We start from the raw sequence: 25462 nt of genomic DNA, 5'->3' as shown, positions 1-25462 counted from the left end.
CCTGGTCCGGCCTGCTTTGACCTGGCTCCGACCTGCTCCGACCTGCTCCGACCTGCTCCGACCTGCTCCGACCCGGTCCGGCCTGGTCCGGCCTGGTCCGGCCTGGTCAGTCCTGTTCGCCGAGCTTCACCGTGACCTCGGCGAGTGCCGCCGCGATGTTCCCCTCCACCGCCGGCTTGGTGATGCCGAGGCCGGACAGGACGCCCTCGCCGTTCTCGAACTCCAGCAGGGCGAGCAGGATGTGCTCGGTGCCGATGTAGTTGTGGCCGAGGCGGAGGGCCTCGCGGAAGGTGAGCTCCAGGACCTTCTTGGCGTCGGAGCCGTAGGGGACGAGCTCCGGGACCTCCTCGGCGGCGGGCGGCAGCACGGCGGTGGCGGCCTGGCGTACGGAGTCCAGGAGGACGCCCTGCGCGGTGATCGCCTTGGCGGCCAGACCGTCCGGTTCGGCCAGCAGGCCGAGGACCAGGTGCTCGGGGCGGCCCTCGGGGTTGCGGGCCGCGACGGCCTCGTTGTGGGCGGCCATCACCGTGTTGCGGGCGCGGGGCGTGTAGCGGCTGAAGCCGGCGTCCGGATCGAGGGCCGCCGACTCCTTCGGCACGAACCGCTTCTGCGCGGCCTGCCGGGTGACGCCCATGCTCTGGCCGATGTCCGTCCAGGAGGCGCCCGAGCGCCGTGCCTGGTCCACGAAGTGGCCGATCAGATGGTCGGCCACCTCGCCGAGGTGCTCACCGGCGAGCACCGCGTCCTGGAGCTGCTCGAGGGGCTCGGCATGGACCTTCTTGATGGCCGTGATGAGGTCGTCGAGACGTACGGATGACGTGATGTTGGGGTTCGTCGTCATGTGTCAACCTTAGGTTGACAGTGAGCAAGTGTCAACCGCGGGTTGACATCAGCAGACACCATGACGCGAGTTCCGGAGTGAGACCGGAGTGAGACGATCGTCCGGTGAGCAGCACCGTCGAACGCGCCTTCCAGGCCGCCCTCTACGCCGACACCGACTCCGCCCTCGACACCGGCGCCTCCCTCCTCGCGGCCGACCCCACCGCGGACGCCGAACTCGACCGGCGGGGCCAGGAGTTCGTGGCGACGGCCTGGCGGCGCGGCTGGCAGCCCGCCGACGTCGTGCGGATCGTGCGGCGCGAGCTGGACGACGTGCACGCGCGCGTGCTGTCCGCGCTGATCCGCGCCCAGGCGGCGTACGACCGTCCGCGCGGCCCTCGCTGGACCGCCCAGCTCGACGAACTGGCCGCCGAGGCCGCCGAGGCCGCCGAGGCCGCCGAGGCCCCACCCCGCACGGACCGCTTCTCGTACGCGACCGTCGTCCTGGAGCTGTACCGCCTCCTCCTGAGCCTGCCCGCGATCGAGCCCCTGGAGCAGCCCGCCGCCGCCCGGCACCACTCCAAGTCCGAGTCCCGCATGCTCGCCCGTATCCGCGCCCTCCTCGCCAAGGCGGAGGCGACCGGCTTCCCCGAGGAGGCCGAAGCGCTCAGTTCCAAGGCGCAGGAGCTGATGGCCCGGCACAGTGTCGACGAGGCGCTGCTCGCTGCCGGGGCGCCCGCGGCCGACGCCCCCGGCGCCTGCCGGATCGGGGTCGAGCCGCCGTACGAGCAGGCCAAGGCGGTGCTGCTGGACGCGGTCGCCACGGCGAACCACTGCCGGGCCGTGTGGAACGAACCCTTCGGCTTCACCACCGTCGTCGGTTTCGAACCGGACCTGGAAGTGGTCGAGCTGCTCTACACCTCGCTGCTCGTCCAGGCCCAGTCCGCGATGGCGAAGGCGGAGGCGGCGCAGCGCGCGGGCGGCCGTAAGCGGACCAAGGCCTTCCGGCAGTCCTTCCTCGCGGCCTATGCCCACCGCGTCGGCACGCGTCTGGCCGCGGCGGCGGACACCCAGGTCACCGACGATCTGCTGCCGGTCCTCGCCACCCGCGAGGTCGCCGTCACCGACCACCTCGACCGCATGTTCCCGGAGACCACCACCACCCGCCTGCGCGGCGTCAGCGACGAGGCGGGCTGGACGGAGGGGTCCCAGGCGGCCGACCGGGCCCAGGTCCGGGCGCGCCGGCCGCTCGGCTGAGGAGGCCGCCGAGGCGGAGAAGGCCGCCGAGGAGGCCGCGCACCTGTCGCCGGGTCAGTCGCCGACCTGCTGGAACCCGCTCACCGTGGCGTCGGGCTCGCTCCCGTCGCCCTTCAGCGCGACCTCGCCGTACGACCACGGGAAGCCGTGCGTGGCCGTGGCTCCGGGCAGGCTGAACTTTCCGGTCTTCACGGCGAGGCTCTGCGCGCCGCCCGCCTCGCCCCGGACATAGGTGATGGTGAAGGACACGGCCTGGTTCGCGGCGAGGGTCAGCTTCTGGGCCGTGGCGGCCGGGTCCGCGGGGACGTCCGTCGAGGTGTCGCCCGCCTGGAGGCCGACGGTGGGGAGGCCGTCGAGGGTGCACTCGGTGGCGCTGTTGGTGATCGTGACGGGGACGGTGCCCGTGTCCCCGGCGGCCGGGGCCTCGGCGGCGGGCCCGACCTCGACGGTGACCTCGTCGAGCTTGCAGGCGGTGCTCGCGGTGCTCTCCTTGCCGGTCTCCGCGGCACCGCCGCCGTCGTCATTGCTGCCGCTGTCGTCGCAGGCGGTGAGGAGGAGGGCTGCGGCGAGGGCGGCTGCGGCCAGGGAAGGGGCGGTGCGCATGAGGGTCCTCTGAGTGAGCGTGATGCCGATAGTCGAGTGCATGGATCATCACGCATCAGGCGGTGGTGCGGTTGCCCGCCCCGCCCGGGAGACCCGGTCGCCCGGGACGGAAACTCAGGACCCCAGGCTCGCCGTCGGCAGCTCGCTCGGCAGCTGTCCGCCCTCCGACCTGGTGTAGGTCTCCGTGCCGAGACCGCCCTCCCAGGTCACCTCGAGCGTCGACCCGCCGACGGAGTCGACCGTGCCCTCGGCCCGGTTCTTGCTGCCGTCCGAGCATTTGAGGCGGATCGTTTCCGCGCCCGCCTCCTTGCTCGCGGTGCCGCTGCACACCGCCCCGTCGGTGGCGAAGAGCCCGGCCTTGGCGCCGGTGATCACCAGCGCCACGGCCTTGCCGTCGGTGGTGGCGAGCCAGCTGCCCTCCAGCTCCTTGGACGCGCCCCCCTCGCTGCCGCCGGTCACGCCGCCGGTGTCCGCGCTCCCGGACGGGCTCCCGGACGCACTCGCGCTCGCGGACGGGCTGGGGCCGCCGGAACCCTCGTCGTCGGAGCCGCCGTCGCCGCTGCACGCGGTCAGGGTGAGCGCACCGGCCAGGGCCGCGGCCGCGGCGGCGGTCCGCACCCGCCGCCGCGCCGCCGTACACGAGAAGGTCGCCGAAGTCACTGGAAGCTCCCAAGCTGTAGCCGGTCGCCCCGTCGGCCGAGTCGGCCGGAAAGGACCGCAGCAAGCTACCAGGGCGTAACCGGGCCTACCAGGACGACTTGCGAACGCCCGGCAGGTACCCCGCGTGCGCCTGCTCACGCAGCCCCACCCGGGAGAGCCCGAAGGCACGGAAGTAGCCGCGGGGCCGCCCGTCCACCTGGTCGCGGTTGCGGACACGGGTGGCGCTGGCGTCCCGCGGCTGCCGGCGCAACTCCTCCTGGGCGGCGAGCCGTTCGGCCACCGTCGAGGACGGCCGTCGGATGATCTCCTTCAGCTCGGCCCGGCGGGCGGCGTACCGCGCGACGATCACCTGCCGCTGCTCGTTCTTCGCGATCTTGCTCTTCTTCGCCATCAGACCTTCACCCCTCGCGCCCGGATCCGGGCCACGGCCGCCTCGACGCCGATCGTGTCGACGGTCTTGATCCCCTTGGTGCTCAGCCGCAGCCGTACGTGCCGGCCCTCGCTCGGCAGCCAGTAGCGCTTGGACTGGATGTTGGGGTCGAAGCGGCGCGAGGTGCGCCGGTGGGAGTGGGAGACGCGGTTGCCGAAGCCGGGCTGGGCGCCGGTCAGCATGCAGTGGGCGGACACGGGTGATGCACCTCTCTCGAAGCAGTTGTAGAAATGGAATTCATTTTCAGTAAGATATCAGCATGGCTCGCAACGAACTCCGCCCGGTCATCAAGCTCCGGTCCACCGCCGGGACCGGCTTCACCTACGTCACCCGCAAGAACCGCCGCAACGACCCGGACCGCATGACGCTGCGCAAGTACGACCCGGTCGCCCGCCGCCACGTCGACTTCCGAGAGGAGCGCTGACCACCGCCATGCGCAAGGGAATCCACCCGGAGTACCACCCCGTCGTCTTCCGCGACCGCGCCGCGGACTACGCCTTCCTCACCCGCTCGACGATGACCAGCGAGAAGACGGTCGAGTGGGAGGACGGCAACACCTACCCGGTCGTCGACGTCGAGATCTCCGACGTCAGCCACCCCTTCTACACGGGCACCGCCCGCGTCCTGGACACCGCCGGGCGCGTCGAGCGCTTCGAACGCCGGTACGGAAAGCAGGGCTAGCGCCGTGGCCGTGCCTTCCGCACTCTCCGTCGTGATCGTCGGCGGGCTGCACGCCGACGCCCGCAGGGCGGCCGTCGCGCGGCTGCTCGCCGACGTGCCCGGCAGCGTCGTACTCCACCACGACCTGGCGACCGCCGCGGCCGGCACCGTCGTACGGACCATCCGCGACGCCACCGGCATCATCGACGCCGGCGAGGCACCTCTGGTCAACGACTGCGCCTGCTGCGCGCTCCGCGAGGACCTGGTGCCCGAGCTGCGCCGGCTCGCCGAGGTCGGCGCGACCCACCTCGCGGTCGTCGAGCTGTGGGACTCGGTCGAGCCCAAGGCCATGGCCGAGGTGGTCACGGCCGGCGGGCTCACCGTCACCGGCGTGATCACCGCCGTCGACCCGGCGCTCGTCCTGCCGTACCTGGCCAACGGCGACGACCTGGCCGACGGTGGCCTCGCCGCCGCGGCCACCGACCAGCGGACGGTCGCCGACACCTTCGCACGGCAGCTGGAGTACGCGCCCGTCCTCGCCCTCGCCGACTCCCCGGAGGCCGACGACGAGGACCGGGAGCTGCTGGCCCAGCTGCATCCGACGGCCCGCCAGGTCCCGATCGGCCACGGCGACCTGGCGGGCGCCCGGCCGGAACTCGCCCGCGCCGCCCGCGCCGGCTTCGACGTGGAAGCCGCCGCGGCCGCCCAGCACCCCGCGTGCGCCCTGCTGCCCGCCGAGGCGGACGCCCACGGCGTGTCCACCCTCGTCTGGCGCCGGCACCGCCCCTTCCACCCGGAGCGGCTGTACGAGGCCCTGGAGGACATCACCTGTGCCGCCGCCCGCAGCCGGGGCCGGTTCTGGCTCGCCGACAAGCCGGACGCGCTGCTGCACTGGGACGCGGCCGGCGGGGCGCTGTGCGTGGAGAGCGCGGGCCCCTGGCTCGCGTCCCTCCCGGACGCGGCCTGGGAGATGGTCCCGCCGGTGCGCCGCGCCGCCGCCGCGCTGGACTGGCACCCCGAGCACGGCGACTGCTGCCAGCACCTCGTCTTCACGTCCCCCGGCCTCGACCGCGACGGACTGGAGTCGCTGCTGGAGTCCTGCCTGCTGACCGACACCGAGTACGCCGCCGGGCGCGACGCCTGGAAGCGGCTGCCGCCCGCCTTCGACACCCTCCTGGAGGTCTGACCCCGCCATGCCGCCCCGCAAGACCGACCGCAAGCCCGTCAAGAACCGGCCCAATCCGCTGGATCAGGCCAAAATCACGTACATCGACTACAAGGACACCGATCTGCTGCGGAAGTTCATCTCCGACCGCGGCAAGATCCGCAGCCGCCGGGTCACCCGCGTCACCGCTCAGCAGCAACGACTGCTGGCCCGCGCGATCAAGAACGCGCGGGAGATGGCACTGTTGCCGTACTCCAGCCGCTGACGGCGGCTCCCCGGTATCGCACCGTGAGCACCGGCCGGGCGACGGTCCATTCCCGGCCATCGCCCGGCCGATGGAACACGAACGCCGTGCAATGCGTCTCTTTCCAAGGCAAGCCTTGGTGCGCGGCGGCATCGGCAAAACGTCCGTCAAAGCTGTAACCGCAGGAACACCCCCCGTGCACGTGCATCTGCAGATGCATCCGCCCATGCGTCTGCACATGAACAGGGCTATGATCCGGTCCAATTGACCAATGCATCAATGGCCTCATCAGCCAGTGCACCACCGGGGAGCGACCTGTGGACCACGACGTGTACGACGTTGACGACGCGTCCGGCGTGTACAACGGCATGCCGGCCCCCAGGCTGGACGGGGTGGCCTGGCAGAAGAGCAGGCACAGCAACTCGCAGGGCTCCTGCGTGGAGTTCGCCCGGCTCCCCGGCGGCGAGGTGGCCGTACGCAACTCGCGCTTCCCTGACGGACCGGCGCTGGTCTACACCCGCGCCGAGATCGAGGCGATGCTGCTCGGCATCAAGGACGGCGAGTTCGACCACCTGATAGCGAGCTGAGCCGGGCCGCTCCGGACCGTAATGTCACAGTTGCACCGCGTAACGCGCGTAGAACCCCGGCGTCAGAAAACGCCGGGGTTCCTCATTCGCCGGACTGCGGCTGGGGCAGCCGGAACAGCGCCCAGACGACCTTCCCGCCCAGCGTGCCCGCCAGCGGATGCCAGCCCCAGCTGTCGCTGAAGGAGTCGACGAGGAACAGTCCGCGGCCGGACTCCGCCGAGAAGTCGTCTGCCTCGCGGGCGATGGGACTGTCCGCGCTGGGGTCGCGCACCGCGCACACCAACCGCTCGGTCCACCGCATCAGATGCAGCCGCACGGGCGGGCTCTGCTCCGGTACGCGCGGGGTGTTGGCCGGCAGTGCGTGCCGCAGCGCGTTGGTCACCAGCTCCGAGACCACCAGACAGACGTCGTCGAAACGGTCGCCCAGATCCCACCCGTCCAGTGTTCTGCCGGTGAACTGGCGTGCCTCGCGCACGGCTTCGTAGCGAGCGGGCAGTGCACACGAAGCGGCGTTGGACACGGCCGCGGGGTCCAGCGGCGGAAGGCCCTGCCGTAACGGCTCGAGCATGGTCGATCCATTCGTCCCCATGCGAGGCACTCCCGGGAGGTCGCGGTCGTTGCGATGCAGCGGTTGCGCGGGACCATGGTTTCGGATGCGTACAGCAGATGCAAGGGCAGATGCACGTGCACGTGACCGAATTGGACCCTCCCGTACCGCTTGTTGGCCAATTTTTCCGCCATCTTCTCCCCGACTTCTTGCCCACTCCTCCCCAGAACCTGTCTGCCCGCTGTGCGGATGGATCAAATATTTCCATCTCTGTAATCGGACGAGTACTGCTCGGAGTGTTTTAGTGGCAGACTTCGGCGTCTGAAGACGGTTGGGGAGGCTGACGAACGTGAGCGCGGGAGAGCCCGGATCGGTGGTGCGGCGGATGCTGCTCGGCTCGCAACTCAGGCGACTGCGTGAGGCACGCGGGATCACCCGTGAGGCCGCGGGGTACTCGATCCGCGCCTCCGAGTCGAAGATCAGCCGGATGGAGTTGGGCCGGGTGAGCTTCAAGACACGGGACGTGGAGGACCTGCTGACGCTGTACGGCATCACGGACGAGGCGGAGCGCAACTCGCTGCTCTCCCTCGCCAAGGAGGCCAACGTCGCGGGCTGGTGGCACAGTTACTCGGACGTGCTGCCGAGCTGGTTCCCCACCTATGTCGGCCTGGAGGGCGCGGCGTCCCTGATCCGCGCCTACGAAGTCCAGTTCGTGCACGGCCTGTTGCAGACCGAGGCGTACGCGCGCGCGGTCGTGCGGCGCGGCATGAAGGGCGCGAGCGCGGAGGACGTCGAGCGGCGCGTGGCGCTGCGCCTGGAACGGCAGAAGTACCTCCTGGAGGACGACGCCCCCGAGTGCCACATCGTCCTTGACGAGGCCGCCCTGCGCCGCCCCTACGGCGACCGCGAGGTGATGCGCGGCCAGTACCAGCACCTGATCGAGATCTCTGCGCGCCCCAACGTCCGGCTGCAGATCATGCCGTTCAGCTTCGGCGGGCACTCCGGCGAGAGTGGCGCGTTCACGATCCTCTCCTTCCCGGAGTCCGATCTGTCCGACGTCGTGTACCTGGAGCAGCTCACCAGCGCGCTGTACCTGGACAAGCACGAGGACGTCGCCCAGTACGAGAAGGCGCTGAAGGAACTCCAGCAGGACAGCCCAGGGCCGGACGAGAGCCGGGACCTTCTGCGGGGTCTCCTCCAGCTTTCCTAGGGTTCTCCCCAGGTTCTCCCCAGAAGATTGCCCAGAGTGCCCAACTCGCTTGAGACGCAAGTACGATGACGTGTGATCAGACCGTGACGTTGATCGTGTGTCTGCTAGTGATTTGGGGATCACATGTCGTCCTACTTCACCGACCTGGCTCAGCAGTTCATCGACGGTGAGTGGCGCCCGGGCACCGGCTCCTGGGACATCATCGACTTCAACCCGTACGACGACGAGAAGCTGGCATCGATCACGATAGCCACGGTCGACGAGGTCGACGAGGCGTACCAGGCGGCCGCCCGCGCCCAGAAGAAGTGGGCCGAGACCAACCCGTACGCGCGCCGCGCCGTCTTCGAGAAGGCCCTCAGACTGGTCGAGGAGCGCGAGCAGGAGATCGCCGAGGTGATCATCGCCGAGCTCGGCGGCACCCGGCTGAAGGCCGGCTTCGAGCTCCACCTCGCCAAGGAGTTCCTGCGCGAGTCGATCCACCTGGCGCTGCGCCCCGAGGGCCGGATCCTCCCGTCGCCGGTCGACGGCAAGGAGAACCGCCTCTACCGCGTACCGGTCGGCGTCGTGGGCGTGATCAGCCCCTTCAACTTCCCGTTCCTGCTGTCGCTCAAGTCGGTCGCCCCCGCGCTCGCCCTCGGCAACGCCGTCGTCCTCAAGCCGCACCAGAACACACCGATCGTCGGCGGCTCCCTGGTCGCGAAGATCTTCGAGGACGCGGGCCTGCCCGGCGGTCTGCTCAACGTCGTCATCACGGACATCGCGGAGATCGGCGACGCCTTCATCGAGCACCCGATCCCGAAGGTCATCTCCTTCACCGGCTCCGACAAGGTCGGCCGCCACGTCGCCACCGTCTGCGCCGCGAACTTCAAGCGCTCGGTCCTCGAACTGGGCGGCAACAGCGCGCTGGTGGTCCTCGACGACGCGGACATCGACTACGCCGTCGACGCGGCCGTCTTCAGCCGGTACGTCCATCAGGGACAGGTCTGCATGGCCGCGAACCGGGTCCTGGTGGACCGTTCGGTCGCCGAGGAGTTCACCGAGAAGTTCGTCGCCAAGGTCAAGACTCTCAAGGTCGGCGACCCGCGCGACCCCGAGACCATCATCGGCCCGGTCATCAACTCCTCCCAGGCGGACGCCCTTTCCGGTGTCGTCGAGCAGGCGATCGCCGAGGGCGCCACGGCGCTCGTGCACGGCACCACGACCGACAACCTGGTCGAGCCGTCCGTCCTCACCGACCTCCCCGCCGACTCCGCCCTGCTCCGGCAGGAGGTCTTCGGCCCGATCGCCTTCCTCATCCCCTTCGACGGCGAGGAGGAGGCCGTACGCATCGTCAACGACACCCCGTACGGCCTGAGCGGCGCCGTCCACACCGGTGACATCGAGCGCGGCGTGAACTTCGCCAAGCAGATCGACACCGGCATGTTCCACGTGAACGACGGCACGGTCCATGACGAACCGCTCGTCCCCTTCGGCGGCGAGAAGCACTCCGGCATCGGCCGCCTGAACGGCGACAACACGGCGGACTCGTTCACCACGCTGAAGTGGATCTCGGTGCAGCACGGGCGGAGCGGGTTCCCGTTCTAGGTTTCACCGGCGGCCTTTCTCCGGCCGCTGTTTCTTCGGCTGTCGCGGCCCTTGCGGACAGAAGCTGACCGCAAGGGCCCGTAGCTTCGTCGGTGTCGGGGGAAACCCCGGATCATTCCGAATCCGACGAAAGGCGGCCGGTCATGGTCACTCACGTGCGAGCCGAGGCGCAGGGCGACGAGCGCGGTGCGCTGCTCTCCTTCCTGGCCGAGCAGCGCGGCGGCATCCGGCGCGCGGTGCTCGGGCTGACGGACGAGCAGGCCTCGTCGCGACCCAGCGCCAGCGAACTGTCCCTGGCCGGCCTGCTCAAGCACGTCGCCGAGGTCGAGCAGGGATGGGTGGCCCGCGCGAAGGGCGAGGCGCCGGTGGTGAAGCGCGACGAGTCGAACTGGCACGAGTGTTTCGAGCTGGTGGATGACGAGACCGTCGAGGCGCAGCTGGCGTACTGGGAGAAGGTCGCCGCCGACACGGAGGCGTTCGTCCGCTCGGTCCCGAGCCTCGACGACACCTTCCCGCTCCCGAACGAGCCCTGGTTCCCGCCGGACGAGGCCGTCTCCATGCGCTGGCTCGTGCTGCACCTGATCCGAGAGACGGCCCGGCACGCCGGCCACGCCGACATCGTCCGCGAGTCCCTGGACGGCGCCACCGCCTTCGAACTGGTGGCCAAGGAGCAGGGCGCCTCCTGGGGCTGACCCGCGGCGCCGCGACGCGGCGGCCTAATCTGGACCGCATGTCAGCGATCCGTCTCCTCGTGCTCGGCGCGGTGCGCCAGCACGGCCGGGCCCATGGCTACCAGGTGCGCAACGACCTGGAGTACTGGGGCGCGCACGAGTGGTCCAACGCCAAGCCCGGCTCGATCTACCACGCGCTCAAGCAGATGGCCAAGCAGGGTCTGCTGCACGCGCACGAGATCGCGCCGTCCACCGCGGGCGGGCCGCCGCGCACGGAGTACGAGCTCACCGAGGCCGGCACCGAGGAGTGCTTCAGGCTGGTGCGCGAGGCGCTGACCTCGTACGACCAGAAGATGGACCTCAAGTCGGCGGCCATCGGCTTCATGGTGGAGCTGCCGCGCGCCGAGGCCGTGGCGCTCCTGAAGGAGCGGATCCGGCGCATCGAGGAGTGGCGCTCCGCCGTCACCGAGCACTACGTGCCCGAAGAGGGCCCGGAGCAACTCGGCCACATCGGCGAGATCATGAACCTCTGGGTCCACACGGCGGACGCCGAAGCCGAGTGGACCCAGGGGCTGATCGCCCGCATCGAGGGGGGCGCCTACACCTTCGCGGGTGAGGGCGAACCCTTCGTCGGCATCCTGGCCGAGGGCGAGGAGAACCCGTACGCGACGGATGAGCGGCATCCGGGAGACGCCCGCTAATCAAGTTTGACCAATGCGATACGCGGTGATACTTTGCTGAGGTAGTCAAGTTTGACTAACGAGTGGGCGGACGAGTGAGCAAGGGAGTGGCAGTGGCCGACACGGCGATCACCGTCGAAGGCGCACACAAGAAGTACGGCGACAAGAAGGCACTGGACGGACTCGACATGCGGGTCGGGCGAGGGACGGTGCATGGCGTGCTCGGGCCGAACGGCGCGGGCAAGACGACCCTGGTCCGCATCCTCTCCACCCTGCTGCGGCCCGACGCGGGCCGGGTGGAGGTGGTGGGCTACGACCTCGTGACGCACTCCCAGGAGGTTCGCTTCCGTATCGGACTGCTCGGCCAGCACGCGGCCCTCGACGAGGAGCTGTCCGGCCGCCAGAACCTGGAGATGTTCGGCCGGCTGTACCACCTGGGCGCCCGGCACGCGCGCGTGCGGGCCGTCGAGCTCCTGGAGCGCTTCGGCCTCGCCGACACCGGCCGCAAGCCCGTCAGCGCCTACAGCGGCGGCATGCGGCGCCGCCTCGACCTGGCGGCCTCCCTCATCACCGACCCCGAGGTCCTCTTCCTGGACGAACCCACGACCGGCCTTGACCCGCGCGGCCGCGCCGAGGTGTGGGCCGCGGTCCGCTCCCTCGTGGGCGCCGGTACGACGGTCCTGCTGACCACGCAGTACCTGGAAGAGGCCGATCAGCTCGCCGACCGCATCTCGGTCGTCGACCGGGGCCGCGTCATCGCCGACGGCACGGCGGACGAACTGAAGGCGCTGACCGGGGGCGACCGGATCGACGTGGTCCTTCGGGACGCGGGCCAACTGGGCGCGGCGGGGGCCCTGTTGCCGCTCGCCGCGTCGCAGGTGTCCGTCGACGCCGACCGCCGGCTGCTCAGCGCGCCGGTCACCGACCGCATGGCGGCACTGTCCGGTGTCGTACGGGCACTGGAGGAGGCCGGCATCGAGGCGGAGGACGTGGCCCTGCGCCGCCCGACGCTGGACGAGGTGTTCCTGCACCTCACCGGCGGCGACCGAGAAGGCGACCAGCGAGTGGGCGACCACCGGGTGAAGGAGGCCGCGTGAGTACGAGCACGAGTACCAGCACAAGCACGTACGCCACGAGCCGGCACGCCACGCGCGCGTACGCACTGACCGATTCCTGGACCATGACCCGGCGCGAACTCGCCCACTGGGCGCGGCAGCCGGTGCAGGTCGTGGTCGGCCTGGTCTTTCCCGTGATGCTGCTGCTGATGTTCGGCTACCTCGTCGGCGGCGGGCGGGAGGTCGAAGGGGGCTACGTCGACTACCTGGTCCCCGGCATGCTCGCGCTCACCATGGCCTTCGGCCTGGAGGGCACGATGCTCGCCGTCACGCAGGACCTCAACAAGGGCGTGATCGACCGCTTCCGGTCCATGCCGATGGCCAACAGCGCGGTATTGGTGGGCCGTTCGGCCGCCGACATGCTCCAGTCGGCGGTGGGTCTCACGGTGATGATCGGCGTCGGGTACGCGATCGGCTGGCGGCCGCACGGCGGGGTCTCCGGCCTCCTCGGAGCCGTCGGGCTGCTCCTGCTGTTCCGTTTCGCCATGCTGTGGATCGGCATCCACCTGGCGATGCTGGCCGGGAAACCGGAGCTGGTGCAGGCCGTGCAGATCCTGGTCTGGCCGATCGGCTTCCTCTCCAACGCCATCGCGACCCCCGAGTCCATGCCGGGGTGGCTGGGCACGGTGGTCGAGTGGAACCCGATGTCCCAGACGGCGACGGCGGTACGGGACCTGTTCGGCGGGCCGGGCGGGGAGCCGGGGCATGTGTGGGCGGCGGTGGTGTGGCCGCTGGTGCTGCTGGGCGTGTTCTTTCCGTTGGCGGTGCGGAGGTTCCGGGGGTTGAGCAAGTAGGGCGGGGCGGACAGTTGGAGGGGCGGAGGGGCGGAGGGGCGGAGTGTCGGCGGGGCGGCACAGCGGCGGGCGGTAGGGCGGCGGGGCGGGCGGCAGGGCGGCTCCGAAAAGTCGTCGTGGGGGAGTGGGAACCCGGATGCGGCGAGCGGTGTACCAGAAATGACAGTGCATCGCGGCCGGGCGGATCCGGTGGATCTGTGGTGATCGGGGGGTTCCCATGAGGTGGGTCAGGGGCAGGGCGGTGGTGGCCGCAGCGCTGGGCGTGCTGGCGTTGGCGACGGCTTGCGTGGACGCGGGGGCTGAGGACGGGCGTACGGGGGCCGGGCGGGACGCACGTGCGGGCGAGAGAGGGGATGCGGGGGCCGCCGGGGCCCCTCGTGTCCCGTCCGCGCCGGACCTGCCCGGCTTCGTGGCCGGCACCGGCTTCGCGTCGGACGGCAGCGGGTTCGCGCTGTTCGCGGAGTGCGGAAAGTCGCGGTGCCGACACGGAGTCGCCGTGCTCGACCGGGGCGCCGGCGCCTGGCGGCTGGGGCGCTCGCCGTTGCCGGACGTGACGGGCGACCTCGGGATCACGGCGGGCCTGGTCGTGCTGGGCCCCGGCCGCGCGCTCATCACCGAGGGCGCCTGGCCGCCGCCGGACGGTACCTGGTTCACCGCAGACGGGGGCCGCAGCTGGAAGCGGGGCTCCAGCGAGCCCTCGGGCACGACGCCGGTCGTGCCCGAGGGGGGCGCCCTGGTCGAGGACTGCCTCCGGACGGACCCGGAGGGGAACGGCTGCGAGCGGTCCCGCCTCGCCGCGATCCTGCCGGACGCGGGGGAGTACAGGACGTTGGCGACCCAGCCTCCCCTGACAGGCGCGGTGCGGCCGGCGGGGGAGGTCGCGGAGGAAGCCGAGAGCGGTCCCGTGCGCGGGCCGGCCGCGAGCCTCCTGTTCGCCGCCGGCAGCGACCCGCACTCCGGTCGGCCCGCCCTCGCCGTCAGCGAGGACCGGGGGCGCAGCTGGCGACTGTCCCGGCTGCCGGGGGCGGCGGAGCACGGCTCGGGTGCGCACGTGGTCGGCGCCGCGCGGTCGAAGGTGCTGTACGCGGTCCAGCCGGGCGTCCCGCCCGACGAGGACGACGTGAAGAACGGCCTGCTCGCCCTGTACCGCAGCACCGACGGCGCCCACACCTGGGCGCGGGTCTGGAAGCACCGGAAGGGCGTGGAACCGCGCTCGTCGCTCGGCGCCCCGGTCGCTGCCTCCGATGGCAGCCTGACGATCTACGGCGAGGCAGGCGTCTGGCGCAGCACCGACGGCGGGCGTTCCTTCACAGGGGCCGGCTCCCAGGGAATCGCGGGCTCGGTCACCCCGACCCCGCTCGGCTACCTGTGGAGCGACCCCCATGGCGCCGGGAGCTTCCGCATATCCGCCGACGGGGTCCACTGGACGTCGTTCGACCTGGGCGACGGGAACTGACGGGGGCGCACCGCACAGCCGGCTCAGTGATGGAAACCGGTGGCCGCTTCCTTGTCGTGGGTCAACGGGTGCGGCTGTCGGCGCAGTTCGGGCACCAGCCGCCCCAGGTCCTCCACAAACAGCTCGGCGAGGTCGACCGAGAACCCGTTGCGGCACACCACCCGCAGGACGGACAGGTCCTCACGGTGGGGCGGGAAGGTGTAGGCGGGCACCAGCCAGCCCCGCTCACGCAGCCGCCGGGACACGTTGAAGACGTCGTACGCCCCGGGCGCGGTCGTGAAGGCGAACACCGGCAGCTGGCCGCCCCGGGTCGGCAGCCGGAAGTCGCCGAGCGCCTCCATGCGTTAGGCGATGCCGAGGGCCACGTCCCGCGTGGACTGCGGGGCGGGTCTCCTCAGGGGATAGGGGGTTCGTCGGCGGGTTCAGACGACCGGGGTTCCGTCCTTGCGCAGCTGCATCTGCGGACGCCCCGTCACCAGGAGCCAGGCGGGCAGGGAGGCGATGCAGAGCAGGGCGAGGATCGCGGGGGAGGCCACCAGCACGGCGGCCGTGAACAGGCTCACCCAGCCCTGCCGGGTGATGGCGAGAAGCATTCCGAGGACGCCCGCGGCGACACCGACCGCCGGGTGCACGGCCGGCACCAGGGCATGGGCACCGAGCCCCAAGGCGACGCCGACGAACACGGCCGGAAAGATCCGCCCGCCCCGGAAGCCGCAGGACGCGGCGACGAGCAGCGCGGCCAGCTTCACCACCGCCATCGTCGCGAACTCGCCCGCCGACCAGCCCTCGGGGCTGCGGGCCAGCTCGCCGACCTCGTCCAGCCCCTTGAAGAGCGTCAGATGCCCGCCCAGGGCCGCCAGCAGGCCCAGTACGAGCCCGCCCGCCGGAAGGGCCAGCATCGGGTGCCCGAGCCGGGCGAAGGCGCCGTGGACGTAAGGGAAGGCGTACACGGCGACCATGCCGAGCAGCGCCGCCGCCGACGCGACCACCAGCACCGCCAGCAGGTCGCCCCAGCCGGGCCGCCCGATGGCGGGCAGATGCAGATCGAAGGTCGGACGGGCCACCAGGGCGGTCGTCAGGGCGCCGGCCGCGGCCGCGACCAGCGGCGCGAAGACGTTGTCCCACAGCGCCCCCTTCAGCTGCTTCCCGGCCAGCGCCTCCGAAATGAGCAGCGCCGCCGCCACCGGCGTGCCGAACAGGGCCCCGATCGTCGCCGCCTCCGCCAGCGCCGGCCACAGGCCGCCCGGAACCCGCGGGAGCAGCCGGCTGCCCAGCCAGAACGCGAGCCCCACGTTCACGGCGATGATCGGGTTCTCAGGACCGAGACTCGGCCCGCCCGCGAGCATCAGCCCGGTCGCCAGCACCAGCCCGGGCAGCACGGCGGGCGGGAGAACGGGAGCGTCGAGGCCGGTGGTGGCCGGGTCGGGACCGGCGTGCCCGGGCACCTTCCACACCACTAACCCGACCGCCACGCCCGTCGCGGTGAGCACGACGAGCATCCACAGCACGGAGTACCGGCCGATCCCCAGCGCGTCCGGCAGGTCCTGCCACAGCACGTCCTGGAGCTTCCCGGCTGCCGCGCTCACCCCGACGAAGAGCAGGCTCGCGCCCACCCCTACGACGAGAGCGGGGAGGATCAAAGGCAGCAGGGTGCGCGCCGGGGTCGCCGGGGCGGCGGGTGCCTGCTGCACGGTGTCCTGGGCCACGGGCTCACGATAAGCGGACAAAACCGGCCGAACATCCGGAGGGATCCGGCCGGGCCCGCCGCCTCGCACCTGGCCGGGGAATCCGGGAAATCCGGCTTGCACCTCACGTCACGTGAGGACCCACCGTGGAGTGCGTACCGAGAAGGGAGCGGACGAAGTGAGCTATTCCGTGGGACAGGTCGCCGGTTTCGCCGGAGTGACGGTGCGCACGCTGCACCACTACGACGACATCGGCCTGCTCGTCCCGAGCGAGCGCAGCCACGCGGGCCACCGGCGCTACAGCGACACCGACCTCGACCGGCTGCAGCAGATCCTGTTCTACCGGGAGCTCGGCTTCCCGCTCGAGGAGGTCGCCGCCCTGCTCGACGACCCGGCCGCGGACCCGCGCGCGCACCTGCGCCGCCAGCACGACCTGCTGACCGCCCGGATCGAGAAGCTGCAGAAGATGGCGGCGGCCGTGGAACACGCCATGGAGGCACGCACGATGGGCATGAACCTCACACCACAGGAAAAGTTCGAGGTCTTCGGCGACAAGGACCCCGAGCAGTACGCCGAGGAAGCCGAACAGCGCTGGGGCGACACGGAGGCGTACGCCGAGACACAGCGCCGCGCCGCGCGCTACACCAAGGACGACTGGCAGCGCATGCAGGCCGAGGTCAACGACTGGAGCGAGCGCTACAACGCCCTGATGGACGCCGACGAACCGCCGACCGGCCAGGCGGCGATGGACCTGGCCGAGGAACACCGGCAGCACATCTGCGGGTGGTTCTACGAATGCTCGTACGAAATCCACCAGGGCCTCGGCGAGATGTACGTCTCCGACGAGCGTTTCAAGGCGTTCTACGACTCCATGCGCCCGGGGCTCGCCGAACACCTCAGGGATGCGATCAAGGCGAACGCGAGCCGCAGCACGTCGTAACCGCTGGCCCAGGGTGCACAGCTTTGTCCCAGGCGGACCACAGTGCATCCTGGGGACGCCCATGGAACCTGGGCCACGACAGCTGCGTTGATACTTTTGGGCAGTCAGCCTCAGCCCGTCCCCCATCAGCAGGAGCCACAATCCCGTGACCACGCTCGCGCTCGGCCCCGAGTGGCTCAGCCCCGACTACCTCATCGAGACCTTCAGCCTGCCCGGCATCCTGCTGATCGTCTTCGCCGAGTCCGGGCTCTTCGCGTTCCTGCCCGGCGATTCGCTGCTGTTCACGGCGGGACTCTTCGTGGCGGAGGGGAACTTCATCAGCCAGCCCCTGTGGCTGGTCTGCACGCTGATCGTGCTCGCCGCCGTTCTCGGCGACCAGGTGGGCTACATGATCGGCAAGTTCTTCGGCCCGAAGCTCTTCAGCCGTGCCAACTCCAAGCTCTTCAAACAGGAGAACCTGGAGAAGGCCCACGAGTTCATGGAGAAGTACGGTCCCAAGGCGATCGTCCTGGCCCGCTTTGTGCCGATCGTGCGTACGTTCGCCCCCATCGTGGCGGGCGCCGGCCGTATGAAGTACCGCACGTTCCTCACGTACAACATCGTCGGCGGCGTGGCCTGGGGCGTCGGCATCACCGTCGCCGGCTACTGGCTCGGCCAGATCGACTTCATCAAGACGAACATCGAGGCGATCCTCATCCTGATCGTCTTCGTCTCCGTGGTCCCGATCATCGTCGAGTACCTCCGCGAACGCTCCAAGAAGAAGCGCGCCGCCGCCCAGGCCCCGGTCGCCGCCTACCAGCCCCCGGCCATGGACGACGCGACGACCCAACTCCGCCGCATCCCCCCGACGGACCAGCCGTACGGCAACCAGGGGAACCAGAGCCAGCAGGGCCAGCAGGGCCGGCAGGGCGACCAGGGCCAGCAGCAGTACGGCTACGACGAGTACTACGGCCAGCCCTCGCAGCAGCAACAGCAGCAGCCGTACGCCCAGCAGTACCCGCAGGGCTCCCAGCAGTACCCGCAGGGCTACGGACAGGACCAGTACGGCGCACAGCAGGGCAACAACCAGCAGGACCCCTACAACCAGGGTTACTGACAGGCGGCCATGGGAGGCGGGGCCGTGTCACTGTCGGCAACGAGGCTCGTGGCCGAGGCTCGTGGACGCCCGGCGCTCAGAACCCGCGGGTGCGTTTCGCGGCCCGCCGCCCCGCCGCACTCCCCGCCCCCGGCAACCGCAGGAACAGCCGCGAGATCTCCGACCCGAGGTTGACGCCGATGGCGATGGCCATCGCGAGCGCCGCCGCCTTGGACAGCGACACCAGCCCCTCGTCGACCTGGTTCTGCGCGATGGCCAACAGCCCGAAATACGTTGCGGAACCCGGCAGGAGGGGCCCGATCGCCGCGGTCGTATAGGGCAGCGCGGAGGCGAACCGGTACCGGGACAGCATCTGGCCGAACAGGCCGACCAGCCCCGCCGCCACCGCCGTGGACGCGACCGGCGAGAGATCGCCCGTGTAGTGCATCGCGCCGTACACCGACCAGGCGACCCCACCGTTCAGCGTCACCGCCAGCACGGTGGAACGTTCCTGCTGGAGCAGCACCGCGAAGGTCAGGGACAGCAGCATCGACGCGCCGATCTGCCACAGCGGATCCGCGCCGATGCCCAGGGCGGCGTCCGGGTTGAGGCTGGCGCCGAGCTGCACGCCCACGTAGAGCATGATCAGCACGCCGACGACGATGCCGACGAAGAGGTACATGACCTCCAGCAGGCGCGCGGAGGCGGTGATGTAGAAGCCGGTCAGACCGTCCTGGACGCCCGCCACCAGCGCCCGCCCGGGCAGCAGGGCGAACAGCCCACCGGTGACGACCGCGGAGGCCTTCACGTCCACGTGCGCGAGGGTCAGCGCGATCCCTATCGCGGCCGGCGGCATCGCGGCCACGGTGAACTGGTAGAACTCCGGCAGCCCGCGTCCCGCGCACAGCCACGCCAGCCGGTCGCCGAGCATCGCGCCGAGCGCGGCCGCGACGAAGACGATGTAGTCACCGCCGACGAGCACGGAGGCCGCACCCGCCAGCAGCCCGCTCGCGGAGGTCAGCACCCAGCCGGGATACGGGTGCCGGTTGCGCCGGATCTCCGCGAGCCGCCGGTAGGCCTCCTCGAGGGAGATCGCCGTGTCCGGGTCGCTGAGGTCGTCGACCAGCCGGAACACGGCCGCCAGGCGCGTGTAGTCGGTGCCGCGGCGGCGGACCGTCCGGGAGGCCGTCACCGGGTCCTCCACCAGGGACGGCTGGTACGAGATCGACAGCAGGGTGAAGGTGACGTTCGGCTCGCAGCGGTCCAGGCCGTAGGAGCGGCAGACCGCGAACATCGCCGCCTCGACGTCCTCCGCACCCTCACCGCCGGCCAGTAGCAGCTCGCCGATACGCAGCGTCAGGTCGAGCACCCGCGGGACGGCCGGGCCCTCCTCCTCGACCTTCTGCAAGAGCTCCGGAGCGGGCCGCTCGGCCACCGGCATCCGCAGCATCGTGCGCATCCGGTCCTGCCAGGGCGCGTTCTTCGTGAGGCTGATCAGGGGGATGCCGGTCGCCGGAGTGAACGCGGCCGGAGCGTCCTGGGCGCTGTAGGTGCGCGGCGGACTGAACGCCGACCCCTCGGACTCCGCCACGGGCGTCTGCGGCACGCCGAGCCCCTTGGGAACCGCGAACTCCGACGTGGTCTCGGACTCCGTGGCGACACCCCTGGGCGCGGCCAGCCCTTCGGGAACCGCGAACTCCGATGTCGTCGAGGAGTCGGCCGGATCCCCGGAAACGCCGGTGGGAGCGGTGAACCTGCTCCTGGCCTCGTCCGACCGCGGCTTGCGGTCCTTCGCGTCCGTCACTCCGTAGCGCTCCCTGTACGACACATGCAGCAAGCCTCAGTATGCGCACACATACGCGAAGGGGCCGCACGCGCATGCGTGCGGCCCCTTCGCAACAGCAGGCTCAGTGACCGCCCTGGTCCTTGAAGCGCTTGTACGACCGCTCGATCTCGGCCTCGGCCTCGGTGCGGCCGACCCAGTCGGCGCCCTCGACCGACTTGCCGGGCTCCAGGTCCTTGTAGACCTCGAAGAAGTGCTGGATCTCCAGACGGTCGAACTCCGACACGTGGTGGATGTCCCGCAGGTGCTCCACGCGCGGGTCGTGCGCCGGGACGCACAGCAGCTTGTCGTCGCCGCCGGCCTCGTCCGTCATACGGAACATGCCGATCGCGCGGCACTGGATGAGGCAGCCCGGGAAGGTCGGCTCGTCCAGGATGACCAGGGCGTCCAGCGGGTCTCCGTCCTCGCCGAGGGTGTTCTCGACGAAGCCGTAGTCGGCCGGGTAACTGGTCGAGGTGAAGAGGCGACGGTCCAGGCGGATCCGACCGGTCTCGTGGTCCACCTCGTACTTGTTCCGCGAACCCTTCGGAATCTCGATCGTGACGTCGAACTCCACCGGTGGCTCCTCCATGATCAGCACATAGTTCTGGTGGTTAAGTGTCCCTCACGCAGGTGTGTGATCGCGAAAGGGGCTGGTGGTCGTGCCAGAGCGGAGGCCTTGGCGGGCCGCGAGACCGCATGTGACGCGGGTCGCGGACGCCGTACGACCGCGTCTGGCACAGGCCGCGGACGCCGTACGACCGCGTTTTGCGCGCGCCGCGACGGCCGCGAAGCCGAGGCTCGCACGGATCGCGCGGGCCGCGAAGCCGCAGGTCGCGCGGATCACGAGGCCGAAGACACCGAAGACCTGGCAGTACACCGCGGGCGCCGCCACCGCCGGACTGGCGCTGGCCGCCGCAGTGGTGACCGCCGCGGGCCCCTGGGACTCCACCGGTCAGCGTACGGCGGAGCGGGACCGGGCGGTCGCCCAGGAGCGAACGGGTGGCGCAGATCACGACGGCTCGTCCGGTTCGGTGGGCGGGGCGCCCCGGCCCGCCCCCAGCGCCGCCTCCGTGCTCGCCGGCCTCGGCGGTGCCACGAACGGCGCCAAGAGGGCCCCGACCGGCCCGGCCCTCGCCGAGGTCCTGAGCCCCCTCCTGAGGGATCCGGCGCTCGGCGCCCGCTCCACGGCGGCGGTCGTCGACGTCGCCACCGGCAAGCGGCTCTACGGCACGGGCGCCGACGAGGCCCTGACCCCCGCCTCCACCACCAAGATCGCCACCGCCGTCGCCGCCCTCTCCGCCCTGGGCGCCGACCACCGCCTCACCACCCGCGCCGCCCTCGAACCCGACACCGACGAACTCGTCCTCGTCGGCGGCGGCGACCCCACCCTCACCGCCCGGAAGGACGCCGAGGGCTGGGCGAGCCTGCGCACCCTCGCCGACGACACCGCCGCCGCCCTGAAGAAGCGCGACATCAACCAGGTCACGCTCTCGTACGACACCACCCTGTACGCCGGTTCCGAACGTCATCCCATCGGAGTCAACGACAACCTCGCCCTCGTCACCGCCCTGATGGCCGACGAGGCCCGCACGGACGACTCCGCGAGCGGCCCCGCGCCCCGCGTGCCGGACCCGGCGGCGGACGCGACCCGTACCTTCGCCGAGCTCCTCGAGGACAACGGCATCAAGACGACGTCCCCCGGCCCCTCCAAGGCCACCGGCCGCGCCGAGTCCCTCGCCACGGTCTCCTCGCCGCCGCTCTCCGCCCTCGTCGAACGCATGCTCACCAACAGCGACAACGACATCGCCGAGGCCCTCGCCCGCCAGACGGCGGTCGCGACCGGCAAACGCGCCGACTTCGACGGCGCCGGCCGGGCCATCGGCGCCCAGCTGAAGAAACTCGGACTGCCCGTGTCGGGCGCCGCCTTCAAGGACGGCAGCGGCCTCGACCGGAACGACAGACTCACGGCGGACCTCCTGACGGCCCTTCTGGTGAAGGCCGGCGACCCCACCCGCCCGGAACTCCGCCCCGCCCTCACCGGCCTCCCGGTGGCCGGCTTCACGGGCACCCTGACCAGCCGCTACACGGACGGCGCGGCAGGGATCGTACGAGCGAAGACAGGCACCCTGACCGGCGTGAACACGCTGGCGGGAACGGTGGTGGACCAGGACGGCCACCTGCTGGCCTTCGCGTTCCTCACGTCGAACACGACCGACCCGGCGGCGGCGCAGTCGGCGCTGGACAGGACCGCGACGGCTCTGGCGGCGTGCGGTTGCAGGTAACGCGGCCCCGTCAACCTCGCGCGGCCCTGCCCCAAGCGGTAGCGCTCACGTACGGTTGACGCATGACGAGCATCGGTGGTGCCGAGATGGTCGACTGGAATCTCGCGGTCGCGACCGCGACCCGGCTCGTGCGGCCGGGCCCCGACGTGAGCCGTGACGAGGCCAGGGCCGTCGTCGCGGAGCTGCGTCGGCATGCCAAGGCCTCGGAGGGACACGTCCGGGGCTTCACTCGTTTGGGGACGGAAGACACCCACGACACCCCGGTCCTCGTCGTCGACCGACCGGGCTGGGTCCGGGCGAACGTCGCCGGCTTCCGGGAGCTGCTGAAGCCGCTGCTGGACAAGATGCAGGAACGGCGCGGCAGCACCCCCGGCGGCGCGGTCCTCGGCGCAGTAGGCGGCAAGGTGACGGGCGTCGAGCTGGGGATGCTGCTGTCCTTCCTGTCCTCGCGGGTCCTCGGCCAGTACGAGACCTTCGCCCCGGCCACCCGCGAACTCCCGGCGGGAGCGAACGGCGGCGGCCGTCTGCTCCTCGTCGCCCCGAACATCGTGCACGTGGAGCGCGAACTCGACGTACAGCCGCACGACTTCCGCCTGTGGGTGTGCCTGCACGAGGAGACGCACCGCACGCAGTTCACGGCCGTGCCCTGGCTGCGGGACCACCTGCAGGGCGAAATCCAGTCGTTCCTGGGGGAGACCGAGGTCGACCCCATGACCGTCCTGGAACGCGTCCGGGAGGCCGCCCAGTCGCTCGCCGGCGGGCGCCCCGAGGGCGAGGAGGACGAGGGCGGCAGGTCCATCGTGGAGATCGTGCAGACGCCCGCCCAGCGGGAGATCCTCGGCCGCCTCACCGCCGTGATGTCCCTCCTGGAGGGCCACGCCGACTTCGTGATGGACGGGGTCGGTCCGGACGTCGTGCCGACCGTCGCCGAGATCCGCGAGAAGTTCCAGCAGCGTCGCGCCAAGGGGGCCTCCCGACTGGACATGGCCCTGCGCAAGCTGCTCGGGCTGGACGCCAAGCTCCGGCAGTACCGCGACGGCGAACGCTTCGTGCGGGCCGTCGTCGACCAGGTCGGCATGGACGGCTTCAACCGCGTGTGGACGTCCCCCAACACCCTCCCGACCAAGACGGAGATCGCCAAACCGGCGGACTGGGTCGCGCGGGTGCATCGCAAGGCCGAGTCGTGAACAGCGCGCCGAGGTCGTGAAGCGAATCCGGCCGACGGCAGGCGAACGCCCCTCCAATCACCCGTCCGAGGGACCGTGAGCGATGGGTAGGCGTGCAATGCTCGGGGAACGGCCCGGTTCTGTCACCATCTACACACTCTGAGTGACCGAACCCGGGCTCACCCCCGAAAACTTCATGAAGGGAACCGGACATGGGTCCCCATCCTGCGGTCGCGGCGATACGCCTGGCGGTCCGCCGCGTCCTCCACGACATCCTCACCGAGCACAGCCGTACGACTGCCGGTCGTACGACCGAGAGCGGTACGACCGAGAGCCGTACGACCGGCGAGCCCGGCGCCTTTGACGACCCCCCGCACGAGCGCGCGCCGTCGCCGCTCGTGCTCGTGGCGTGCTCCGGCGGCGCCGACTCCATGGCCCTCGCCTCGGCCCTCGCCTTCGAAGCCCCCAAGCTCGGCCTCCGCGCCGGCGGCATCACCGTCGACCACGGCCTGCAGCCCGGCTCCGACCTGCGCGCCGACGAGGTCGTCCTGCGGCTGCGTGAACTCGGCCTCGACCCGGTCGAGTCCACCGCCGTGACCGTCGGCCGCGAAGGCGGACCCGAGGCGGCCGCCCGTGACGCCCGCTACGCCGCCCTCGACGCGGCCGCCGAACGCCACGGCGCCCTCGCCGTCCTCCTCGGCCACACGCGCGACGACCAGGCCGAGACCGTCCTGCTGGGCCTCGCCCGCGGGTCCGGCATCCGCTCCCTGTCCGGAATGGCCGCTGTTTCCGGGGGGCCGGGGGCCGCCCGCCGTTACCGCCGCCCCTTCCTCCAGCTCGACCGGCAGACCGCCCGCAAGGCCTGCATGGTCCAGTCCCTGCCCGTCTGGGACGACCCGCACAACGCAGACCCGGCGTACACCCGCTCCCGGCTGCGCCACGAGGGCCTGCCCGCGCTGGAGAAGGCGCTCGGCAAAGGCGTCGTGGAGGCCCTCGCCCGTACGGCCCAGCTCTCCCGCGACGACGCCGACGCCCTCGACGCCTGGGCCGGTCAGGCCGAGGCCGCCGTCCGGGACGCCGCAGGGCTGCTGGAGTGCGCCAAGCTCTACGCCCTGCCGCCCGCCGTACGCCGTCGCATCCTGCGCCGCGCCGCCATCGAGGCCGGCGCCCCGGCGGGCTCGTTGTTCGCGCGTCACATCGAGGAAGTCGACCGGCTGATCACCGGCTGGCGCGGCCAGGGAGCCATCAATCTCCCGGGCAAGGTCGTGGCCCAGCGGCAGGGTGGCAGACTGGTGATTCGGCAAGGCTGAATCCCGGCCTCTCCGTGCACCTCGGCGAGGGGCAGGGCAGCCGGTTGGACGACCGAAAGTGATGCGGGTGGACGCGAAAGACATGGGTGCCGACCTCAAGTCGGTGCTCATCACCAAGGAAGAGATCGACGCGAAGCTCATGGAGCTCGCCGCGAAGATCGACGCGGAGTACGCGGGCAAGGACCTGCTGATCGTCGGCGTCCTCAAGGGCGCGGTGATGGTCATGGCGGACCTCGCCCGGGCGCTGTCCACCCCCGTCACCATGGACTGGATGGCCGTGTCGTCGTACGGCGCGGGCACCCAGTCCTCCGGTGTGGTGCGGATCCTCAAGGACCTCGACACCGACATCAAGGGCAAGCACGTCCTGATCGTCGAGGACATCATCGACTCCGGACTGACCCTGTCCTGGCTGATCTCCAACCTTGGCTCGCGCGAGCCCGCATCCCTCAAGGTGTGCACTCTGCTGCGCAAGCCCGAGGCCGCCAAGGTCGCCATCGACGTCCAGTGGGTCGGCTTCGACATCCCGAACGAGTTCGTCGTCGGTTACGGCCTCGACTACGCCGAGAAGTACCGCAACCTCCCGTTCGTCGGTACGCTCGCGCCCCACGTCTACGGCGGCTGAGCCAGACAGCCCAAGCCCTGTAAGACGATCGGGAACCCCAGCGGGTTTCGCGCCGTTGGAGCATGCAGACGGGTT

General features: G+C 71.0%; 28 protein-coding genes and 1 pseudogene. 19 read left to right on the top strand and 10 right to left on the bottom strand.

Going from position 1 to position 25462, the window contains the following annotated elements; all coding sequences use genetic code 11:
* Nucleotides 1–106 precede the first annotated feature (106 nt).
* Nucleotides 107–841 carry a Clp protease N-terminal domain-containing protein gene (locus OG252_RS23505; RefSeq protein WP_266435843.1) on the bottom strand — a complete coding sequence of 245 codons (735 nt, stop codon included), beginning with the start codon at nt 839–841 and terminating at the stop codon, nt 107–109.
* 104 nt (nt 842–945) lie between these two features.
* Between OG252_RS23505 and OG252_RS23500 the strand changes: the two genes are divergently transcribed.
* Nucleotides 946–2076, top strand: a complete 1131-nt coding sequence (locus tag OG252_RS23500; RefSeq protein ID WP_266435841.1) for a DUF2786 domain-containing protein — start codon at nt 946–948, stop codon at nt 2074–2076.
* Nucleotides 2077–2130: 54 nt separating this feature from the next.
* On the opposite strand, the gene OG252_RS23495 is transcribed toward OG252_RS23500, so the two are convergent.
* The 4 genes from OG252_RS23495 to rpmB form a co-directional block, all read right to left on the bottom strand.
* The gene (locus OG252_RS23495) at nt 2131–2679 is read right to left on the bottom strand and encodes a DUF4232 domain-containing protein (protein WP_329338441.1); all 549 of its coding nucleotides are present in this window, start codon (nt 2677–2679) and stop codon (nt 2131–2133) included.
* A gap of 114 nt (nt 2680–2793) precedes the next feature.
* Nucleotides 2794–3339: a hypothetical protein gene (locus OG252_RS23490; RefSeq protein ID WP_266435836.1), complete on the bottom strand. Its 546-nt coding sequence runs from the start codon at nt 3337–3339 to the stop codon at nt 2794–2796.
* Nucleotides 3340–3424: 85 nt separating this feature from the next.
* Nucleotides 3425–3730, bottom strand: coding sequence for a 30S ribosomal protein S14 (gene rpsN / locus OG252_RS23485; protein WP_266435833.1), 306 nt, complete (start codon nt 3728–3730; stop codon nt 3425–3427).
* A complete protein-coding gene (gene rpmB / locus OG252_RS23480) occupies nt 3730–3966 on the bottom strand; it encodes a 50S ribosomal protein L28 (RefSeq protein ID WP_266435831.1) in 237 nt (78 codons plus the stop codon). The genes rpsN and rpmB overlap by 1 nt, the downstream gene beginning before the upstream one ends.
* A 62-nt stretch (nt 3967–4028) precedes the next feature.
* Between rpmB and rpmG the strand changes: the two genes are divergently transcribed.
* From rpmG to OG252_RS23455, 5 genes are all read left to right on the top strand, one after another.
* Nucleotides 4029–4193: a 50S ribosomal protein L33 gene (gene rpmG, locus OG252_RS23475; protein ID WP_046260352.1), complete on the top strand. Its 165-nt coding sequence runs from the start codon at nt 4029–4031 to the stop codon at nt 4191–4193.
* Between the two features lie 8 nt (nt 4194–4201).
* Nucleotides 4202–4450, top strand: coding sequence for a type B 50S ribosomal protein L31 (locus OG252_RS23470; RefSeq protein WP_266435824.1), 249 nt, complete (start codon nt 4202–4204; stop codon nt 4448–4450).
* A 4-nt stretch (nt 4451–4454) separates the two neighbouring features.
* Nucleotides 4455–5615 carry a CobW family GTP-binding protein gene (locus OG252_RS23465; RefSeq protein ID WP_443068423.1) on the top strand — a complete coding sequence of 387 codons (1161 nt, stop codon included), beginning with the start codon at nt 4455–4457 and terminating at the stop codon, nt 5613–5615.
* A gap of 7 nt (nt 5616–5622) precedes the next feature.
* Complete coding sequence (gene rpsR / locus OG252_RS23460) at nt 5623–5859, top strand: 30S ribosomal protein S18 (protein ID WP_266435819.1); 237 nt, start codon at nt 5623–5625, stop codon at nt 5857–5859.
* 296 nt (nt 5860–6155) lie between these two features.
* Nucleotides 6156–6425, top strand: a complete 270-nt coding sequence (locus OG252_RS23455; RefSeq protein WP_329338434.1) for a DUF397 domain-containing protein — start codon at nt 6156–6158, stop codon at nt 6423–6425.
* Between the two features lie 82 nt (nt 6426–6507).
* Here OG252_RS23455 and OG252_RS23450 read toward each other — a convergent pair whose 3' ends face one another.
* A complete protein-coding gene (locus OG252_RS23450; RefSeq protein WP_329338432.1) occupies nt 6508–7014 on the bottom strand; it encodes an ATP-binding protein in 507 nt (168 codons plus the stop codon).
* 343 nt (nt 7015–7357) lie between these two features.
* On the opposite strand from OG252_RS23450, the gene OG252_RS23445 reads away from it, so the two are divergent.
* From OG252_RS23445 to OG252_RS23415, 7 genes are all read left to right on the top strand, one after another.
* Entirely contained in the window at nt 7358–8182 is an 825-nt protein-coding gene (locus OG252_RS23445) for a helix-turn-helix domain-containing protein (RefSeq protein ID WP_266448232.1), read from the top strand.
* A 123-nt stretch (nt 8183–8305) separates the two neighbouring features.
* The gene (locus OG252_RS23440) at nt 8306–9766 is read left to right on the top strand and encodes an aldehyde dehydrogenase family protein (protein WP_329338430.1); all 1461 of its coding nucleotides are present in this window, start codon (nt 8306–8308) and stop codon (nt 9764–9766) included.
* 143 nt (nt 9767–9909) lie between these two features.
* Complete coding sequence (locus OG252_RS23435) at nt 9910–10458, top strand: DinB family protein (protein WP_329338428.1); 549 nt, start codon at nt 9910–9912, stop codon at nt 10456–10458.
* Between the two features lie 38 nt (nt 10459–10496).
* On the top strand, nt 10497–11138 hold the full coding sequence (locus tag OG252_RS23430; RefSeq protein ID WP_266435807.1) for a PadR family transcriptional regulator: 642 nt from the start codon (nt 10497–10499) through the stop codon (nt 11136–11138).
* A 92-nt stretch (nt 11139–11230) separates the two neighbouring features.
* Entirely contained in the window at nt 11231–12214 is a 984-nt protein-coding gene (locus OG252_RS23425; RefSeq protein WP_329338426.1) for an ATP-binding cassette domain-containing protein, read from the top strand.
* 83 nt (nt 12215–12297) lie between these two features.
* On the top strand, nt 12298–13026 hold the full coding sequence (locus OG252_RS23420; RefSeq protein ID WP_266448227.1) for an ABC transporter permease: 729 nt from the start codon (nt 12298–12300) through the stop codon (nt 13024–13026).
* A gap of 217 nt (nt 13027–13243) precedes the next feature.
* The gene (locus OG252_RS23415) at nt 13244–14482 is read left to right on the top strand and encodes a WD40/YVTN/BNR-like repeat-containing protein (protein WP_329338424.1); all 1239 of its coding nucleotides are present in this window, start codon (nt 13244–13246) and stop codon (nt 14480–14482) included.
* A gap of 23 nt (nt 14483–14505) precedes the next feature.
* Here OG252_RS23415 and OG252_RS23410 read toward each other — a convergent pair.
* Nucleotides 14506–14874, bottom strand: a pseudogene (locus OG252_RS23410) (glutamate decarboxylase); the annotation flags it as partial.
* Between the two features lie 30 nt (nt 14875–14904).
* Entirely contained in the window at nt 14905–16188 is a 1284-nt protein-coding gene (locus OG252_RS23405; RefSeq protein ID WP_329338422.1) for an ion channel protein, read from the bottom strand.
* 157 nt (nt 16189–16345) lie between these two features.
* Between OG252_RS23405 and OG252_RS23400 the strand changes: the two genes are divergently transcribed.
* Nucleotides 16346–17107: a MerR family transcriptional regulator gene (locus OG252_RS23400; RefSeq protein ID WP_266435800.1), complete on the top strand. Its 762-nt coding sequence runs from the start codon at nt 16346–16348 to the stop codon at nt 17105–17107.
* A 145-nt stretch (nt 17108–17252) separates the two neighbouring features.
* The gene (locus OG252_RS23395) at nt 17253–18203 is read left to right on the top strand and encodes a DedA family protein (RefSeq protein ID WP_329338419.1); all 951 of its coding nucleotides are present in this window, start codon (nt 17253–17255) and stop codon (nt 18201–18203) included.
* Nucleotides 18204–18279: 76 nt separating this feature from the next.
* Here OG252_RS23395 and OG252_RS23390 read toward each other — a convergent pair whose 3' ends face one another.
* On the bottom strand, nt 18280–19986 hold the full coding sequence (locus tag OG252_RS23390; protein ID WP_329338416.1) for a threonine/serine ThrE exporter family protein: 1707 nt from the start codon (nt 19984–19986) through the stop codon (nt 18280–18282).
* Nucleotides 19987–20089: 103 nt separating this feature from the next.
* Nucleotides 20090–20581 (bottom strand): inorganic diphosphatase, encoded by a 492-nt coding sequence (locus tag OG252_RS23385; protein WP_030599677.1) that lies wholly within the window; start codon nt 20579–20581, stop codon nt 20090–20092.
* Nucleotides 20582–20705: 124 nt separating this feature from the next.
* Between OG252_RS23385 and dacB the strand changes: the two genes are divergently transcribed.
* The 4 genes from dacB to hpt all read left to right on the top strand — a co-directional run bounded on the left by dacB (nt 20706) and on the right by hpt (nt 25387).
* The gene (gene dacB, locus OG252_RS23380) at nt 20706–22289 is read left to right on the top strand and encodes a D-alanyl-D-alanine carboxypeptidase/D-alanyl-D-alanine endopeptidase (RefSeq protein ID WP_329338414.1); all 1584 of its coding nucleotides are present in this window, start codon (nt 20706–20708) and stop codon (nt 22287–22289) included.
* 62 nt (nt 22290–22351) lie between these two features.
* The gene (locus OG252_RS23375) at nt 22352–23476 is read left to right on the top strand and encodes a zinc-dependent metalloprotease (RefSeq protein WP_266435789.1); all 1125 of its coding nucleotides are present in this window, start codon (nt 22352–22354) and stop codon (nt 23474–23476) included.
* 191 nt (nt 23477–23667) lie between these two features.
* Complete coding sequence (gene tilS / locus OG252_RS23370) at nt 23668–24765, top strand: tRNA lysidine(34) synthetase TilS (protein ID WP_329338411.1); 1098 nt, start codon at nt 23668–23670, stop codon at nt 24763–24765.
* 61 nt (nt 24766–24826) lie between these two features.
* Nucleotides 24827–25387 carry a hypoxanthine phosphoribosyltransferase gene (gene hpt, locus OG252_RS23365; RefSeq protein ID WP_329338410.1) on the top strand — a complete coding sequence of 187 codons (561 nt, stop codon included), beginning with the start codon at nt 24827–24829 and terminating at the stop codon, nt 25385–25387.
* The last annotated feature ends 75 nt before the right edge of the window (nt 25388–25462 follow it).

Source organism: Streptomyces sp. NBC_01352 (assembly GCF_036237295.1).
GTDB classification, from domain to species: domain Bacteria; phylum Actinomycetota; class Actinomycetes; order Streptomycetales; family Streptomycetaceae; genus Streptomyces; species Streptomyces plumbiresistens.
This window is presented reverse-complemented; position numbering and strand designations above follow the sequence as displayed.